At 44.1% G+C, this 16,887-nt stretch carries 20 protein-coding genes and 1 pseudogene; 14 read left to right on the forward strand and 7 right to left on the reverse strand.

Features of this window, described 5'->3' with window-relative positions; genetic code table 11:
* A pseudogene (locus L5L98_RS13220) lies at positions 1-153 on the reverse strand (IS110 family transposase); the annotation flags it as partial.
* 221 nt (positions 154-374) lie between these two features.
* Between L5L98_RS13220 and L5L98_RS13225 the strand changes: the two are divergent.
* Positions 375-1,013, forward strand: a complete 639-nt coding sequence (locus L5L98_RS13225) for a TPR end-of-group domain-containing protein (RefSeq protein ID WP_263141521.1) — start codon at positions 375-377, stop codon at positions 1,011-1,013.
* Between the two features lie 106 nt (positions 1,014-1,119).
* Here L5L98_RS13225 and L5L98_RS13230 read toward each other — a convergent pair whose 3' ends face one another.
* Positions 1,120-1,755, reverse strand: a complete 636-nt coding sequence (locus L5L98_RS13230; protein ID WP_263141523.1) for a helix-turn-helix transcriptional regulator — start codon at positions 1,753-1,755, stop codon at positions 1,120-1,122.
* Positions 1,756-1,902: 147 nt separating this feature from the next.
* Here L5L98_RS13230 and L5L98_RS13235 point away from each other — a divergent pair, with 147 nt between their 5' ends.
* Positions 1,903-2,517 (forward strand): NADPH-dependent FMN reductase, encoded by a 615-nt coding sequence (locus L5L98_RS13235; protein ID WP_263141525.1) that lies wholly within the window; start codon positions 1,903-1,905, stop codon positions 2,515-2,517.
* Between the two features lie 56 nt (positions 2,518-2,573).
* The gene (locus L5L98_RS13240) at positions 2,574-2,990 is read left to right on the forward strand and encodes a VOC family protein (protein WP_028759264.1); all 417 of its coding nucleotides are present in this window, start codon (positions 2,574-2,576) and stop codon (positions 2,988-2,990) included.
* A gap of 99 nt (positions 2,991-3,089) precedes the next feature.
* Here L5L98_RS13240 and L5L98_RS13245 read toward each other — a convergent pair whose 3' ends face one another.
* A complete protein-coding gene (locus L5L98_RS13245; protein WP_219235161.1) occupies positions 3,090-3,428 on the reverse strand; it encodes a DUF1971 domain-containing protein in 339 nt (112 codons plus the stop codon).
* 240 nt (positions 3,429-3,668) lie between these two features.
* Between L5L98_RS13245 and L5L98_RS13250 the strand changes: the two genes are divergently transcribed.
* Positions 3,669-4,139 carry a YcxB family protein gene (locus tag L5L98_RS13250; RefSeq protein WP_263141781.1) on the forward strand — a complete coding sequence of 157 codons (471 nt, stop codon included), beginning with the start codon at positions 3,669-3,671 and terminating at the stop codon, positions 4,137-4,139.
* 71 nt (positions 4,140-4,210) lie between these two features.
* Here the strand turns inward: L5L98_RS13250 and L5L98_RS13255 are convergent, their stop codons facing one another.
* Positions 4,211-4,774 carry an acetate uptake transporter gene (locus L5L98_RS13255; protein WP_113939919.1) on the reverse strand — a complete coding sequence of 188 codons (564 nt, stop codon included), beginning with the start codon at positions 4,772-4,774 and terminating at the stop codon, positions 4,211-4,213.
* A gap of 808 nt (positions 4,775-5,582) precedes the next feature.
* Between L5L98_RS13255 and L5L98_RS13260 the strand changes: the two genes are divergently transcribed.
* The 5 genes from L5L98_RS13260 (at position 5,583) to L5L98_RS13280 (ending at position 9,454) form a co-directional block, all read left to right on the forward strand.
* Positions 5,583-5,819, forward strand: a complete 237-nt coding sequence (locus L5L98_RS13260; protein WP_028759260.1) for a hypothetical protein — start codon at positions 5,583-5,585, stop codon at positions 5,817-5,819.
* 362 nt (positions 5,820-6,181) lie between these two features.
* Positions 6,182-7,045, forward strand: coding sequence for a MipA/OmpV family protein (locus tag L5L98_RS13265; protein ID WP_028759259.1), 864 nt, complete (start codon positions 6,182-6,184; stop codon positions 7,043-7,045).
* Positions 7,046-7,050: 5 nt separating this feature from the next.
* Complete coding sequence (locus L5L98_RS13270) at positions 7,051-7,461, forward strand: DUF3019 domain-containing protein (protein WP_028759258.1); 411 nt, start codon at positions 7,051-7,053, stop codon at positions 7,459-7,461.
* Positions 7,461-8,174, forward strand: a complete 714-nt coding sequence (locus tag L5L98_RS13275; RefSeq protein ID WP_006080570.1) for a response regulator — start codon at positions 7,461-7,463, stop codon at positions 8,172-8,174. Before L5L98_RS13270 ends, L5L98_RS13275 begins: the two co-directional genes overlap by 1 nt.
* An 11-nt stretch (positions 8,175-8,185) precedes the next feature.
* A complete protein-coding gene (locus L5L98_RS13280) occupies positions 8,186-9,454 on the forward strand; it encodes an ATP-binding protein (protein WP_168825043.1) in 1,269 nt (422 codons plus the stop codon).
* Positions 9,455-9,565: 111 nt separating this feature from the next.
* Here L5L98_RS13280 and L5L98_RS13285 read toward each other — a convergent pair whose 3' ends face one another.
* Entirely contained in the window at positions 9,566-9,871 is a 306-nt protein-coding gene (locus L5L98_RS13285; protein WP_028759256.1) for a DUF1289 domain-containing protein, read from the reverse strand.
* Between the two features lie 176 nt (positions 9,872-10,047).
* Between L5L98_RS13285 and L5L98_RS13290 the strand changes: the two genes are divergently transcribed.
* Positions 10,048-10,584, forward strand: a complete 537-nt coding sequence (locus L5L98_RS13290) for a DUF4136 domain-containing protein (RefSeq protein ID WP_168825041.1) — start codon at positions 10,048-10,050, stop codon at positions 10,582-10,584.
* Between the two features lie 94 nt (positions 10,585-10,678).
* Here the strand turns inward: L5L98_RS13290 and cysM are convergent, their stop codons facing one another.
* Positions 10,679-11,557 (reverse strand): cysteine synthase CysM, encoded by an 879-nt coding sequence (gene cysM, locus L5L98_RS13295; protein WP_105249981.1) that lies wholly within the window; start codon positions 11,555-11,557, stop codon positions 10,679-10,681.
* Between the two features lie 212 nt (positions 11,558-11,769).
* On the opposite strand from cysM, the gene cysP reads away from it, so the two are divergent.
* The 4 genes from cysP (at position 11,770) to L5L98_RS13315 (ending at position 15,813) form a co-directional block, all read left to right on the forward strand.
* Entirely contained in the window at positions 11,770-12,777 is a 1,008-nt protein-coding gene (cysP, locus tag L5L98_RS13300; protein WP_028759253.1) for a thiosulfate ABC transporter substrate-binding protein CysP, read from the forward strand.
* Between the two features lie 187 nt (positions 12,778-12,964).
* Positions 12,965-13,810: a sulfate/thiosulfate ABC transporter permease CysT gene (gene cysT, locus L5L98_RS13305; protein ID WP_105249982.1), complete on the forward strand. Its 846-nt coding sequence runs from the start codon at positions 12,965-12,967 to the stop codon at positions 13,808-13,810.
* 9 nt (positions 13,811-13,819) lie between these two features.
* Positions 13,820-14,686, forward strand: a complete 867-nt coding sequence (gene cysW, locus L5L98_RS13310; RefSeq protein ID WP_028759251.1) for a sulfate ABC transporter permease subunit CysW — start codon at positions 13,820-13,822, stop codon at positions 14,684-14,686.
* Positions 14,683-15,813: a sulfate/molybdate ABC transporter ATP-binding protein gene (locus L5L98_RS13315; protein ID WP_131523841.1), complete on the forward strand. Its 1,131-nt coding sequence runs from the start codon at positions 14,683-14,685 to the stop codon at positions 15,811-15,813. The genes cysW and L5L98_RS13315 overlap by 4 nt, the downstream gene beginning before the upstream one ends.
* Before the next feature lie 368 nt (positions 15,814-16,181).
* Here the strand turns inward: L5L98_RS13315 and L5L98_RS13320 are convergent, their stop codons facing one another.
* A complete protein-coding gene (locus tag L5L98_RS13320; protein ID WP_263141545.1) occupies positions 16,182-16,817 on the reverse strand; it encodes a DUF2625 domain-containing protein in 636 nt (211 codons plus the stop codon).
* Between the last annotated feature and the right edge of the window lie 70 nt (positions 16,818-16,887).

Genomic DNA, 16,887 nt, shown 5'->3' on the forward strand with positions numbered 1-16,887 from the left:
CATAACGATAAGGCAAGGCTCAATTTTCGCGACAAAGGGCAGCAAGTCTTTGCGTCTAAGCATTTTCTTTTTGATTAACTTGCCCGCTTTATCGACGCCAACAGCATGAAAAACAGACTTTGCGATATCTAAACCGATTGTAGTAATCTTCATAGGTGGACCCGTCCTCTTTCTGATGAGTTTTAGCGACTACATCGTGGCCCATTGCGAGGCCGATTTAAAGTGGATGGGTCCATTCCATTATCCATGATAAACCGCTGATAGAGCGCTACGTCTTCGATGAACTCAAATCCCTCAGATACGATCAACAGGATCTTGAGCGGCGCCTCACCATAGATATCACAGATCGCGAACTGGCCGTTGCCGACAAGTCGATGAATTACGCCAATGTCACTGTCACTTACTTCTTTTATATGATCGCCGGCGTCGCCTCTTTAGTTGCCTTTATCGGCTGGCAATCCCTACGGGAAATCAAGACACATACCGCCAAACTGGCCGCGAATCAGCTGCAGAGTATTGCCGAACAATACGAAGAAAAGTTCAAATTACTCGAGCAAGAACTCAAGCATAAGAGTCGTACTATCACGGATAATAATCGTGAAATAGAAGTGATTAATGAAATTCATAATCTGTGGCTACGTGCCCAAAGTGCCCAGACTCCCGAACAAAAAATTGAAGTCTACGATGAAATCCTCACGATTCGACCTGGAGACTTAGAAGCGCTAACCTACAAGGCCGATGCCGCAATGGAAATGCGCGAATTTAATTGGGCACAAAGCCTATGTAATCGTGTTTTGGAAGTTGACCCAACTAACGCCCATGCTTTTTATCAAAGAGCCTGCGCCTTTGCGTGTTTAGGTGTTGAAGATAGAGCAATTTCTGATTTGGAACGCGCTATCCATAACAGCGCATCCTTCAAAGAGCTAGCGTTGGATGAAGCTGATTTCTCACAACTTAAAGGGCATCCTCGTTTCGAAACCTTATTGGCCTATCACGAACCTGATAAGCCCTAAGCTCCGAGGTTTAAGCCCAGAACGAATGCTTAATATATAGTGTTAGCGTTCAGTAACGTTTTATCCCACAGATAAAACGCCTCAAACGAGCAACTTAAGTACACTACTAGGTTATCGTCGCAACTTTAATTGCCTCAATCTTATATGCACAGCGGCGAGCACCTTCGATGATATGTTCTTCGCGGCACACCACGGCAATATCAGCGAATAACTGCTGGAAAAGTTGCAACTCTGAGCGGCAAAAGTTCAAACACTTAGTCGCTGCGGCGCAGATAGGACAATGATTTTCTAGTAAAAAATACACACCATCGATGTGTTCTATGGTCGCCATATAACCTTCGTTCGAGCGTAATTTCGCAAGTATGGCCAAACGTGTCGGAATATCAGTAGCACCTTCCATTGCCGCACGATATTGGACTAACGCACTTTGCTCCCTGTGACCGATAAGCTTATCCAAGCCTTGGTCGCCAAAGATCATTTTTACCGAGTCAATCAGCTGTACCGTCAATTCCTCATGGCGATCGGCAAAGTGAGTACGGCTTTGTTCAGTCAATCCCCAGTAACGTGTTGGGCGACCGCGGCCTTCAACTCGATCCTCAATATCCACATCACCCATATCTTCCAAAGCTTGCAGATGTTGACGCACCCCCATAGTCGTTAACGCCAATTCCTCCGATAAGGTTTTAGCGGTAAGCGGGCCATGCAACTTGAGTAATTGAATAATCTTATCAGTGGTTTTCATTGAGCCTCCCCGATTTCAGCCGAAGCATTATCTCCCAATCTCCGCTGCTTTAACAGATTAAATAAACTTTTTTATTTACTTTATCCTTTACAAGATTAAGTAAAGCAATTACCTTATAAATAATTTATAAACAAATAGGTTTACTTAATGAAATTACTCATCATCAGCACCAGCCAAAGACCCGATTCACAAAGTGCTAAAGTCGGTCGTTATATCGCCGAAAGCAGTTTCTCATCTCCCCACAGCATGGGTTACGACACGATACATCACTTAGAACTATGCCTGTTTAATCTGCCATTTTGGGACGGAGAAGAAGACAACAAAGGTGAACACTGGCCCGAAATAGAGCACAGAGTCGATGAAGCCGATGCGCTAGTGCTGATCACCCCAGAATGGGGCGGCATGGCATCACCATTACTGAAGAACTTTTTGTTGATGTGTACTCGCGAAGAAACCGCCCATAAACCCGCCTTATTAGTCTCAATATCGGATGGTATTAGCGGTACTTACCCTATCGTTGAAGTGAAGATGAATGCCCTTAAAAACAATAAATTAGTGCCCATACCCGATCACTTAATCATCCGCAATGTCAGCCATGTACTCAATGCCATCCCTGAGAGTGCCCGCGATATCGCGCTTAGGGAAAGAGTGCAATACAGCTTATATATGCTGCATCAATACGCCCAAGCATTAGCCCCCATTCGTGAACAACATGCCAATCAAGCGTACCCAAAGCAGCAGGAATACTGTTACGGTATGTAAGCGGCTTGAGATTTTAACCACCAGCAACAGACTAAAATCATTACAAGGAACGCATTATGATTCATTTAGAGCATATCAATTTAGTGGTAGACGACATCCCCGCAGCACTGCGCTTTTATCAAGCGGCTTTTCCCCATTGGCGTGTTCGCGGTGGCGATAAAGGCACTTGGTACGGCAAACCCCGTAATTGGATTCATTTTGGCGATGATTATCAATACATTGCTTTTAGTGACAATGGTGAAGGTGAAAACCGCGATTTGGCTGGTCATCAAATTGGACTGGCGCATTTTGCCTTTGTGACCGACAACTTAGATGCTGTGATAGCAAGACTGACCCAAGCAGGTTTCCCTATTGCCAAAGATGGCATGGAAGATCCCTATCGACGCAATATTTACTTCTTCGATGCCCATGGCTTTGAAGTGGAATTTGTGGAGTATTTAACTGATATTCCAACGGAACGAAATCGCTATTAGTGCCATTTGCTATTAGCGTAAATCGGTTATTAGCGAGAAGTTGCCAGCAGCTGCTAACCGCGCGAATTGGACTGAGTGTTAGGTGCTAGGTGCTAGACACTATTCGCTTCGCTCGGATTGTTGCTGCGCCACTATGGCCGAATCCTTATGGGCATAAAAGTGGAGTCTAAACTGAGTATCTTCGGTCATTAGCTCCACTTTATGCCAATATTCAGGATGTGAAATGGCGGTTTCACCTGCGCGAATAATAACTTCTTTATCTAATTCGCCCCTGCTACCCGTATAGCCATAAAACTTTAAGCTGCCCGTTAACACTTGGATCTGCCCATACACGCCAGCCTTAGTATTGTGCATATGAAGCAACATTTTAGGGACGTTGTCATGGTTGAAAACCGGCGTTGATTTGTAATTTACAAAATCTTTGGGGACTAAGGCCATGATGTTTGCACTCCTTGTGTCAAATCACGAAAATCGAACAATGCTTACGGCAAGACTAATATAGCCGTTGCCGTATTTCTGTCCAACTCATATCTTGACCTGTATTAACGAGCGGGTTTGAACGTCGAATTTGAAAACACCAAAGTGCTCATTCATGCTTGCAATAGCAAGGTTAGTTACTTTCATCACTGTAATCGCTACACTAGCCCGCATTAAGTGCCACCTCAATTAGATGACATGATGCCAACGCCCTATTCATATTCCACAACGTATATTTTAGATAAAGCCCATTTCGATGAATGCTATACGCAATCAGTGGTACCAGATCCCACGCTCAAACCTTACTACAAAGCCATTGGATTAACCCTGATAGGTATCGCGCTTATTTTCACCGATATTAGCCTTTATTTAGCTTACTTTTTTGTTGGGTTAGGTGTTATCGAAGCGCTCAATGTGAAGTATTACAAAGCATGGTGGTTGATGCGTCAGATGATGAGTAAAGCGGCCAGCAATGAGGTCACACTCACCATTGATGAGCAAGGGATTCACACTCAATCCATGTCTGTGACCAGCCAAATTTTATGGACCGACATTTACCGGATTAAAGAAACTGAAAAAGGCTTCTTGATCACCCACAAAGCAGGCACGAGTTATGTTTCTCTCCGTAGCTTAGATGAAGCAGCTGTGGCCTATATTAAAACTAAAATGTAATACAGCTAAAAACATCCATAAAAAAGGCTGATCTTCATCAGCCTTTTTTACAACTCTGCATTGCCGAATCGTTACTTTTTCAATTCACCAACCGGTAAAATCGTACGGCCATACTCATTATTAAGCACCTGCGCCATCGCAAAATAAATCGCACTCGCACCGCAAAGTATCCCTTCAAAGCCCGCAATAGTGCCAATCAAGGCGCTACCCGTAAAATCACGCGCCGCCAGCAGGAAAAATAAGATAGTTAAAGAAGCAAACACAAACTGTTTGGCTCTTGGATAACGCAAAGAACCCACAAACATAAATGCCGTGAATATGCCCCAAAGCGTTAAATACCAGCCCATAAAATACGTTGGACTCGCCGCAATGCCAGCATTAGGCATTAAAATGAGGCCCACTAGCGTTAACCAAAACAAACCGTATGAGGTAAATGCCGTCGTACCGAAAGTATCGCCGCGCATGAAACACATAATCCCCACAATCACTTGACCAATGCCGCCGTAAAAAATCCCCATGGCTAAGATCATAGAATCAATAGGGAAATATCCCGCATTATGAATGTTTAACAAAATTGTTGTCATACCAAAGCCCATTAAACCTAATGGCGCTGGATTAGCCAGTTTTGTAGACACAGAGTTCCCCTAGAGAAAAATCAATAATTCAATAAAAATCAATAGCATTTGCCATTAATCTTATGCACGCGCACCTGCGAGAGCGGCGCATTCTAGAGGATAGCTACAATCTTAGCAATGTAATCATCAAAAACAAACGAACACATAAAAATAAATAATAAAAACATAAAGTTAAAATAATAAACCGTAAAATAAAATTTAAACTATAAAACACATAAAAATTAATTCTTTTTAATTCAATATTCTAGAAAAAAACGGCCTACAACATGCGTCATATCTCATTTTATATAACTTCTTATAACTACCGCATAATTCAGTTAACAGCGGCGAGTAAACCTTCATTAAAAATCGACCATAAACAGTGATAATAATGCACTTTATCGCAAATAAGTCCTTAAAGTGATGTAAGCAGCACTTTTGAAAGAAATCTAAGTTCTACAGTACACACAATTAAGCGCATAAGTTAAGCACATAAGTTTATCTGCAGAGTTTCATCGATTAATTTCAAGCACAAGTTCAGAAGAGCCAACTTAGCACACATGAGTTCAGAGGGAGGGTTGTGAACCTATCTAAAGCAGCCAAAAGGCTGCTAAGAATGAATCAAACTAGAGCAAATAAAGTACACTCAGCCAGCCCATTTACTTGAAGCGAATCAAGGGAAAACAAGGTAAAAAACCTTAATCAAGAAAGGTGAAAATTATTTATATCTAAAACAGAATAGCAGTGATAAATTGCTGATGTTGGCACAGTGGTATTAAGAGAATGCTTCTTAATCTGTGGTTGGCAATACATAACTAAAGGAAATAAAATGAATAAGTTATCAGCTGTTTTTACTCTATTGGCATTAGTAAGTTTCACTTCCTTTGCTGACGACTCCTCTTTACCGCCTGCACCAGCAGCCGATCTCGCTCAGCTGAAAGAAGTGTGCCAGCAGATGGCCTCTGAAGATCAAGTCGAAAATGCTGAGCTAAAACAATATGTGCTTGATTGTGTAAACGATCAATTGACAGAAATGGGCTACAAGTCAGTTACTGAGGTCAATTAATCTTCATTCTAATCTCTGTGTTATTACCGCAAAGTAGGTTATTCGGCTTCAGTCTGTGCCATTCACACTTGCGAATGGCATTATTATTTCCAAGCAACACAGCTTTTACATCATAATTAACATCATTTCAGTTACACTCGAAACTTATAAAACACAAAATTTAACATCCACAATTAACCGTACGAAAGCTGCCAAGATAAGCTTTTAGCATGACTATCAACATATTGTGCAATCCATAAATTTATTATTTAATTGATAGCTGTATCATTTTGCATCTCCGTGAATGAAACCACTGTTGAATTGAGCATAAAATGCTAATCTGTTTTCCTGTATTGTTAACCTCAGCCCTTAATCGTTAAATCATGTATCGTATTCTTTTTGTCCTCATTACAAGTTTAAGTATTTTGCCTGCAATCGGAATGGCGAAAGAAGCCTGTGCACCAGAAAATCAATGTATTGAGATGAACAACTGGGATCTAGGCATCGCCATAGGCTGGGGACAAAAAAGCAATCCACTCAGGGATTTTGACGATATTCCATTGTTCTTTATTCCAACAGTGGCCTATTACGGCGAACACTGGTTCTTCGACAATGGTAATTTAGGTTATACCTTAGCCGAGCAAGAAAGCTTTACAATTAACTTAGTAACAAGTTATAGCTTAGATAGAGCCTACTTCTATCAATGGGACCCATCAAATATCTTTTTGAATCGTGGCACTCAAGTTGAAGCCAAAGCCATAAATAGTATGGCTTTGTCGACTGAGCCCGAGCCTGAGTTTAATTCCTTAGAGACTCGGAACTTCACCTTACTTGGCGGTGCCGAAGCATTCATCTATACGCGGCTCGGTATTATTAGATTGGCGTACACTCATGATATGTTTAATGTGCATCAAGGTTCAGAAGCACAAATAAAATGGACCTATGGCTGGGATTACGATCGTTTCATTTTTGAGTTTGCGCTGGTATTTGATTGGAAGAGCCAAGCCGTAGTGGATTATTATTACAGCGTTAGACCCAGTGAAAACGCCTATTGGAGCGAAAAATATCAAGCAAAATCAGGTTGGGATAAAGGTGCGGAAATGACGGCCCGTTACATATTAACTGACAATTGGGATCTACTGTTGGCAGTTCGTTACACTCTAATTGCCGATGAGATTGCCGCCAGTCCCTTGTTAGACCAAGACTATAGCAGCACCTACTTTATCGGCGCTGCCTATAGGTTCTAACGTTAGTGACACTGCCTCAGTTAAGCTTGCTTTGCTTTATAGGTCTAAGCCTCGGCTTGATGGGCCAAAGTTCAGCACAAGCCAAAACTCGCGACTCGGCACTCAAACTCACACCCGAAATTTGCATCACAAGTTCAGAAACTGAGGCCTGTGACGTCTATATAGAACTACAGTGGGAACTCGCTAAAGATGAGCTTATCTGTATCTTGTCCGACAACGCCGCCTATCCCAAATGGTGCAGTGATTCAGTTTCAACCCATACGTTAAGCATGAAAATCCACACTATGACGGATATTCAATTTGTCATGGTGAGTAAAGACAGTAACCAAACTTTGGCTGGTGCCAAACTTAAAATCACTTCTGCATCACAACCTCAGGTTCGCAGACGTTACCGCAACCCTTGGAGTTTATTTTAATGACAAGCCCACAATCGAACCACAGAGTATTATTGGTTGAAGACGACGTTCGCCTAGCAAACTTGATTGTAGATTACCTAAAATCCCATGGTATGCATGTTGAAGTTGAACGCCGTGGCGATACAGTGCTAACACGATTAATCAATTACAAGCCAGATATCATACTGTTAGACATTATGCTACCGGGCATGGATGGTCTCACTCTGTGTGAGAAACTGCCCGATTATTTCGCAGGTCCAATCCTATTGATGAGCGCACTTGGCTCAAGCGAAGATCAAATCAAAGGACTAGAACTCGGTGCCGATGACTACGTGGTCAAGCCCGTCGATCCTGCTCTGTTAGTTGCGCGGATCAACAACTTACTTCGCCGTCAGAATCAGCCTCCACAGGCAGAATCACACTGTCTAACCTTCGGTAAATTGAGTATCGACCCGCATACCCATGCGATTCGTCTTAATGAAACTGAAATTGATCTCACCAGCCATGAATTCGAATTGCTATGGTTACTGGCCTCGCAAGCGGGCCAAGTGCTCAGCCGTCAGTATATTTATCAGTTGTTACTCAATATTGATTTCGATGGTAAAGATCGAAAAATTGACGTGCGGATCTCTAGATTACGTAAAAAACTCAACGATAATATTGAGACACCTTTCAGAATTAAAACCGTTTGGGGACAAGGTTATCTCTTTGCTCCTGAAGCTTGGAATAACTAAGCACAAATACAGTGAAACGTCTCTTTATCAGTTTATATCTGCTACTCAGTCTCAGCGTGCTTGGGATTGGCTGGACACTCGACAGCCTGTGGCAGAAGAATGTTGATGACAATAATGCCCTCGATGCGCCGTTAGTGGCATTGGCGCAATTATTAGCGGAATTACCTCCCGATGCCCGCCAACGGTATCTGGAGGCGATCCCAGCGAACCCTGTGATGCCACTGCAATTACTCAATGCAGATCAAGTCGCACTGGCAGATAATCAAGCGTTAAGCACAAGCAAGGTGTTCACCACCACGGCCAATGATGATAGCTTGCTGCAATTTATTCGAGTAGACGATCAAGTCTTAATGGCGGGGCCGCTGGACATAGATCCCAGAGCCAACCTTCGCAGCCTGTTCACCCTGTTCTTTTATTTATCGCTCGCCCTCGTTGCGCTAATTTGGGTCGGCCCGCTTTCACGGGATTTGAGCATACTGCGTAAGGCCACCAAAGAATTTGGCGAAGCCAAATGGGACACGCGGATTACCCTGTCAAATCGCTCCCAAGTTAAGCCCTTAGCCAATACGTTTAACGAAATGGCGCGACATATCAGCGCCTTGATTGAGAACCAGAAACACCTCTCTAATGCGGTATCCCATGAGATCCGCACGCCACTGGCGAGGCTCAAATTTGCTCTTGCACTTATGCCTATGTATTGTCAGCCAGATTCGGACGAACAGAAGCGACAAGACTTTCTCGATGAAATGCAGCTCGACATCAAAGAAATGGAAGACTTACTTCAAGAACTGCTGACCTACGCCAGCTTAGAGTCACAGCGAGAAGGTATCCAGTTGGATGAGTACGATTTAATTAATCTCATCAATCAAAGTATTAAGCGCCTAGAAACCTTAAGTCCAACGCCTATAACGCTCAAAGCCGAAGTCGAAAAACTGCCCTTATTCGGAGAACCCGCATTAATCGAACGGGCGCTACAGAATTTACTGACCAATGCACAACGCTTTGCCCGCACTGAAATCATTATTGAGGTTAAGCAAACGCAGCACAGGGTCAATTTAAGTGTGAGTAACGACGGCGAACCTATCCCCGCGGTAGATTTACCCAAAGTGTTCGAGCCTTTTTATCGCAGCCAATCGGTACAGAATGGCAATAAAGGACATGGTTTAGGCCTTGCGATCATCAAACGGATTATGCAACGACATCAAGGGAATGTGAGTGTTACCAGTGATGCACAACATACTCGATTTAGTTTAATCTGGCCGAAGAAGCGTAAGCTGTAATAGGGATTGGGATTAAACGACTGCGGGTCTGTTATTCATCTAACGCGCTAATTCTACAAGTCAATTAAATAAGTCAGTTAAATAAGACTATTTAACAAAGTATTCAACCTATTAGTCTAGCTCGAAGCCACCAAAATCCAGATCGGCTTCGGGCTCAGGCTCAAAATTCAACTGTGGGTTTAACGCTGCCCTTTCTTGCTCTATTTGTGCTTGCCTTGCTTTCATCATCGCTAACTGGCGACGACGTTTACGTTGAGTACACAGGCGAATGACATCATACTTTTGCGCATCTGAAAACGTTAACCAATTGAATCTTTCGTCACGGCTTCGCAGGCAACCATTACAGTAACCACGCGCATCGGTAACACACACACCGATACAAGGACTCGGGATATCAAAAAAGGCTAACTGTTCCATAACCTGCCGCTATTCCTATCTAAAAATGAACCATACTCAAAACGACCCGCGCTAAAAAAGATACCGTTGGATTGCATTCAAAGCGATTCAAATACAACACACTTATCTAAAGTACTTGCAGAAACAACCTTAATCAAGGCACATTGAACAGAGTTTGTACAACTTGGAGCACTATCATGGGATACCGTCACTTTGCCAGTCTGCTCGTCGCTGTTGCCTTATTAAGCGCTTGCAGCAGTAAACCGAAAAACGATTATGATCTCAATTACGACTTCACCGCACTACGCAGCTTTACCCAGTTAACACCACAGCCGACGGATGACCCGTTAAGCGCCCAGCGTATTCAAGTAGAAATTAACAACCAATTGACTCAAAAAGGGTTTGTAGAAAATACAGCGTCGCCGGACTTTAACGTCGCCTACGCCTTACTCACCCAAGATAAGCCCAAAGATTCAGGGCTATCCATTGGATTAGGCACAGGCACATTCGGAAATTCGGGCGGGATTGGCATAGGCACCAGTGTTGGCGTGCCGCTGGGGAGTGATACCGCTAAAATTCAAACCATTCAGATAGATATTGTCGATCCTAAGACCAAAGCTCTTATTTGGCGTGGCAGCGACAGCTATGATTTCGATACAGGCGGTAACGAGAAAGCCCAAGATACCGCCAAAGCCGTCAACCGAATTTTGGCGCAATTCCCACCGAAAAAATGATCACGTTTTAAAGGGTAAAAATGGGCGTATCTCGCCCATTTTCACCCATCAAACATTCATATCGCTCAATATGCTTAAAGTAAAAATCTAGGACTCAGGAAAAAAGCCCTGACGAAAGGTAACGATCGCCCCTATCACAGACAATCGCCACGACCACAGAACCCGGATATTGTTTAGCAATCTCCAGCGCAGCAAACACGGCACCGCCCGAACTGACTCCTGCACAAATCCCTTCCTCTCGCGCTAAAGTTCTCGCCATGGCTTTTGCATCTTGCTCTTCAATATCCATAACTAAATCAACCCAAGAAGCATCAAAAATCCCAGGCAAATATGCCTGCGGCCAACGCCGAATCCCTGGAATAGCACTGCCATCGGCGGGTTGAAGGCCGACGATAGTGATGTCGGGATTACAACTTTTAAGGTATTTTGACACACCCATTATGGTACCTGTCGTCCCCATACTTGACACAAAGTGGGTAATTTTGCCTAGACTCTGTTGCCAGATCTCAGGGCCTGTCGTGAGGAAATGGGCATTAGCGTTATCTTGGTTATTAAATTGATCCAGCACCTTACCTTTGCCTTCGCTTTGTAACTGCAGCGCCAAATCCCGCGCAGTCTCCATGTTATCCACTAGCATGAGCTCTGCGCCATAGGCTTGCATCGCATCCTTACGCTCCTGAGTCGAATTATTCGGCATAATCAGGATCATCTTGTATCCTTTGATTGCCGCCGCCATCGCCAGCGCAATCCCAGTATTGCCACTCGTTGCCTCAATAAGCGTATCACCAGGGCTTATTTCTTGGCGAAGTTCGGCCTGAATAATCATATTGAGTGCAGGACGATCTTTTACTGAACCCGCGGGGTTATTGCCTTCCAATTTTAATAGTACAGTGGAAGTACCACAGTTAAGCCGCTGCAAGCGAACCAGCGGAGTTTGCCCGATGCAGGCTTCAATTGTCGGAAAGTCAGACACTAGGATTATCCTTTACTTGATAAAAACAACTAAGCGATAGCCTATTCTAAGTCGGTTACCACTGACAAACACGGTGAATACTGCTTATAACATAAAATAAATCGCTCATAGTTATTCAAAAAAGTTCTATTCAACTGGCTTTTTATAAACAATTAATTCTATTACTCTAGGTGTCATAACGCTGACAAAATTGCCAGATTAAGGAGTTAAAAATGTCCGTAAAATTGATAAAGGCCCTGCTAGGAACCCTCATTCTGGGAACCTCACTCAATGTGACTGCCGCAGATCAAACCCTGCTTAATTCCTCTTATGATATCGCACGGGAATTATTCAATGCCTACAACCCCGTTTTTGCCAAACATTGGGAAGAGAAAACAGGTAAAACCGTCGAAATTAAACAATCCCATGCAGGATCATCTGCACAGGCACGCTCTATTCTGCAGGGATTACCCGCAGATGTGGTGACGTTTAATCAAGTGACAGACGTACAAGTTCTGCACGATCGCGGTAAATTGATCCCAGAAAATTGGCAACAATTACTGCCTAACGCCAGTTCACCTTACTATTCCACCATTGCATTTTTGGTACGCAAAGGTAACCCAAAGCAGATCAGCGACTGGGGCGATTTAGCGAGAGATGACGTTAAACTGGTCTTTCCTAACCCAAAAACCTCTGGTAATGCTCGCTACACTTATTTAGCCGCATTAGGTTATGCTCAGAAAAACTATGGTAAGGATAATCAGGCTAAACTGGATCAATTCCTGAAAAAATTCCTCGGTAATGTCGCAGTATTTGATACTGGCGGCCGCGGTGCGACCACCTCCTTTGTTGAACGTGGGATCGGTGATGTATTAATTACCTTTGAATCGGAAGTGAACAATATCCGCCAGCAGTATGGTACGGACGATTACCAAGTAGTTGTACCAAAAACCTCGATTCTGGCAGAGTTCCCCGTCGCTGTAGTTGAGAAAAATGCTAAGCGTAACGGTACACAGGAACTCGCAACTGAGTATTTGAATTATCTCTACAGCGAAGAAGCACAACGTCTACTGGCAGGATTCAGCTATCGTGTACACAACGAAAAGGTAAAAGCTGAGTTTGCTAAGCAGTTCCCTACCGTTGACCTGCTGACTGTTGAGCAAATCATCGGTGGTTGGGATAATGCCATGAAAACGCAGTTTGCTAACGGTGCAAAACTCGATGAGCTATTAAAGCGCTGATATCGTCCTTAATGTAGTAAGATATCAACATTGAACCCGAGCAAAGTCTCGGGTTTATCGCTAATTGGCATTTATCAATCTGTGTTAGCCGTAAAGATTGAATCCAACAAATGGCTTGAGCCAACAACGAGCGAACCGTATAAATAGTATTGGTTTAACGCAATTAACCTGATCGGGTGATTATTCTGTGATTTTTAATAACGGGCGTTTACGCCATAAACGGGTTCTTCCCGGTTTTACCATCAGCTTAGGTGTGTCCCTACTGTTTGTCAGCCTAATCCTATTATTGCCGACCACAGGCTTAATTATGCAGACCAGTTCAATGAGCTGGTCCGAATACTGGGGTGTGATTGCCGATCCCAGAGTGGTTGCCAGTTACCGAGTCACCATACTATCGGCGCTCGCGGCATCATTATTTAACTGCCTTTTCGGATTATTACTCGCATGGGTACTCGTGCGTTATGAATTTCCCGGCAAACGCATTTTAGATGCCTTGGTAGATTTACCCTTTGCCTTGCCGACCGCCGTTGCCGGTATCACCTTAGCCACCCTTTATGCGGAAAACGGCCAAATCGGTAGTCTATTAGCTGAATGGGGCATAAAAGTTGCCTACACCCCGCTAGGCATAGTGGTCGCGATGATTTTCACCAGTATTCCCTTTGTGGTTCGTACGGTACAACCCGTTCTCGAAGAGTTATCCCACGAGGAAGAAGAAGCGGGAATGACGCTTGGCGCCTCGGATCGTTCGGTATTCTGGCGGGTTATTTTGCCCTCCCTTTGGCCAGCATTAATGATTGGAACGGCACTGTCTTTTACCCGCAGTCTGGGTGAGTTTGGTGCAGTGATCTTTATCGCTGGCAATATGCCTTATATCAGTGAAATCACTTCGTTAATGATCTTTGTCCGCCTACAAGAATTTGATTTTGCAGGTGCCAGCGCCATTGCCTCAGTGGTTCTGATGACCTCGTTACTGCTATTACTGCTGATAAACCTGTGGCAGGCGCGTTATCTGCGCCGCATTCATGGACGATAAGGAGCGAATATGAACTCATTTAAACCCTTAAGAGTCGGTGAAGCGCCCCTGATCAAATGGAGCCTTATTACCCTCGCCGTGCTCTTAGGCTTGCTATTGTTGCTATTGCCGTTGGTGAGTATTTTTCAGCAAGCGTTTGTCGGAGGTTGGGAGCGTTATATTGGGCACCTAACTCAACCGGATTCGCTGCATGCGATTGGTTTAACGCTGATGGTGGCAGCACTCACAGTACCGATCAATTTAGTGTTCGGAATCATGCTGGCTTGGAGCGTGACTCGTTTTGAATTCCCCGGTCGCAAGTTACTGATCACGCTAATTGATATTCCATTTGCGGTCTCCCCTGTCGTCGCAGGTTTGCTCTATTTGCTGCTCTATGGCAACAGTGGCTGGCTGGGCGAATGGCTATATGAGCACGATCTGCAGATCATGTTTGCTTGGCCGGGAATACTATTAGTGACCATTTTTGTCACTTGCCCCTTTGTAGCCAGAGAACTGATCCCATTGATGCAACAACAGGGCGCATCGGAAGAAGAAGCTGCAGTGATCCTCGGAGCGTCATGGTGGCAACTCTTTCGCCGCGTGACCCTGCCCAACATCAAATGGGCACTGATTTACGGTGTGATCCTCACCAATGCCAGAGCCGTAGGAGAATTTGGTGCCGTTGCTGTCGTGTCTGGCAACATTCGCGGCGAAACCAATACCTTACCTTTACATGTGCAATTATTGTATGAAGATTATCAGGCCGAAGCCGCCTTCGCGAGCGCGTCATTACTGGCCCTGATCGCCCTATTTACCCTAATGTTAAAAGCCGTAGTGGAATGGCGGCAACAACGCAGTTTAACCGCCAATGACAATAAAGAGCAGAGCCAACTATGAGTATTCGTCTTACTAATATTTCCAAGAAATTTGGCCAATTTCAGGCGCTTTCCCCACTTAATCTCGATATTCAAGAAGGGGAAATGATTGGTCTGCTGGGACCATCAGGTTCAGGCAAAACCACACTGCTGCGGATTATTGCTGGTCTTGAAGGAGCCGATAGCGGCCAAATTCAATTCGGCAACCGAGATGTCACTCAAGTGCATGTGCGTGAAAGACGCGTAGGTTTTGTGTTTCAAAACTACGCGCTGTTTCGCCATATGACGGTCGCCGATAACGTCGCCTTTGGACTCGAAGTCATGCCGAAAAAACAAAGACCTTCGGCGGCAGAAATTCATAAGCGAGTGACACAGCTGCTAGAAACAGTACAACTAGGCCACCTCGCACAGCGCTATCCTGAACAACTCTCGGGAGGACAAAAACAGCGAATAGCATTGGCCCGCGCACTGGCGACCCAGCCAGAAGTCTTGCTACTGGATGAACCCTTTGGCGCCTTAGATGCTAAAGTGCGTAAAGAACTACGCCGCTGGCTACGCAGCCTGCATGATGAATTGAAATTCACCAGCGTGTTTGTGACCCACGATCAGGATGAGGCGCTTGAGCTCTCAGATAGAGTGGTAGTGATGAGCAATGGTCATATAGAGCAGATTAATACACCTGCTGAGCTATACTCGCACCCCAATAGTCGCTTTGTGTTTGATTTTCTTGGTAACGTCAATGTCTTTGAAGCCAGTTGGCAACAAAAACGTTGGGAAAATGGTCAAGCATTTTTAACACCTCCAGAACAGCAAACACTGCAGCAAGATGGTGTTCTCTATGTACGCAGTCACGAATTAGCGCTGTCAAATAAGCCCAATAGTCAGGCCAATTTGCCGTTCAATATTGTCGCTATGACCCCAATCGGCGCCGAAGTTAGATTGGAATTAGCCCCACACGGCTGGCATAGCGAAGAGCTGTGGGAAGCCAAATTCACCCACCATAATCTGCAGGAACTCGGGTTGCAAAAAGGCAGTGTAGTTTACGCCACCCCAAGAACAGCTTACTTCTTTGGTGCGCAGGGTGAGAGTTCACCGACGCGTCTAAGTTGGCCATTCCTGACTCCGGGCAGTCTCGCCTTTGATATCTAATGTCATCATGATAGGAATAGCGGTACCACAGGGAGCGGATACCGCTAAGATTCAAACCATTTAGAGAGATATTGTCACGCCAAACACTAAAGCACTCATTAGGCATTGCCGCGACAACTTTTGGTGATAGCGACAGCTTTGATTTTTGATGCAAGCGGTAACGAGAAAGCCCAAGATACCGCCAAAACGTCAGCTAGATCTTGGCGCTGTCCCCTCCGAAAAAGTGATTAATCATGGATGGCATATACAGCCCATCCATGTTGAATCAATAGAGCTGATAAGCAGATTTACATCTAACAATCAATATATTAGATGTTTATAACAAATAATTATTGCAGAAGTACTCATAAAATCAGCGGGTAAACGAATTAACTAACCGAGGTTAATAATTCCAATTTCAGCCTATACATTTCATCAACTGACACCACTTTCACGCTGCTTATTTCAATAGAACCTTCTTTCGCCCATAAAAATGGATAAAAGCTCAGGCATTTATCTGTAGCTATCTGTGAATAGGTTTTTTGAAAGCGCTCTTTACCTAAACTCGCATAAAACTCATTGATTCTCTTTGTAGCTGACCATTGAAAAAAATCTGCGAACCCGATTTCTAACCCTTCCCAATGAATTGAGTCTGGCGACCAATAGTATATATTCCCAACATCTGCGCCTAAACCGCCGCCGTTGATAGCAAAAAATCCACCAACTACGTCATTCGCCACTAAAAGATAATGTGCACTTCTATTCCAATCAGTAAGGTTTCTAGACAATCTTTCATGTCCAGAGCCGAAAAAACGAATCCATCCATTGTCGATCAAAATCCCACCGGTTTCGTAGGCAATTGCCCCTAATACCGAACGAGTCGATACCTGAAGTGATTCAAGTACTTCAACCCGATCCTTTGAAGGCGGCAGTATCTCTACACAATGCTCAGCACCAGCAACCATTTCATTGACTACTTTTATGCCAGAGTCTTCGATATCAATCAGTTCATATATACTTTTCAATCTCTTATCCTTGTATCACTAATATCCAGTAAAACGACTCATCATTCATAACAGTACCTTAGGAATCTCG

It is taken from the genome of Shewanella sp. SM23, from assembly GCF_025654295.1.
Lineage (GTDB): Bacteria > Pseudomonadota > Gammaproteobacteria > Enterobacterales > Shewanellaceae > Shewanella > Shewanella oncorhynchi.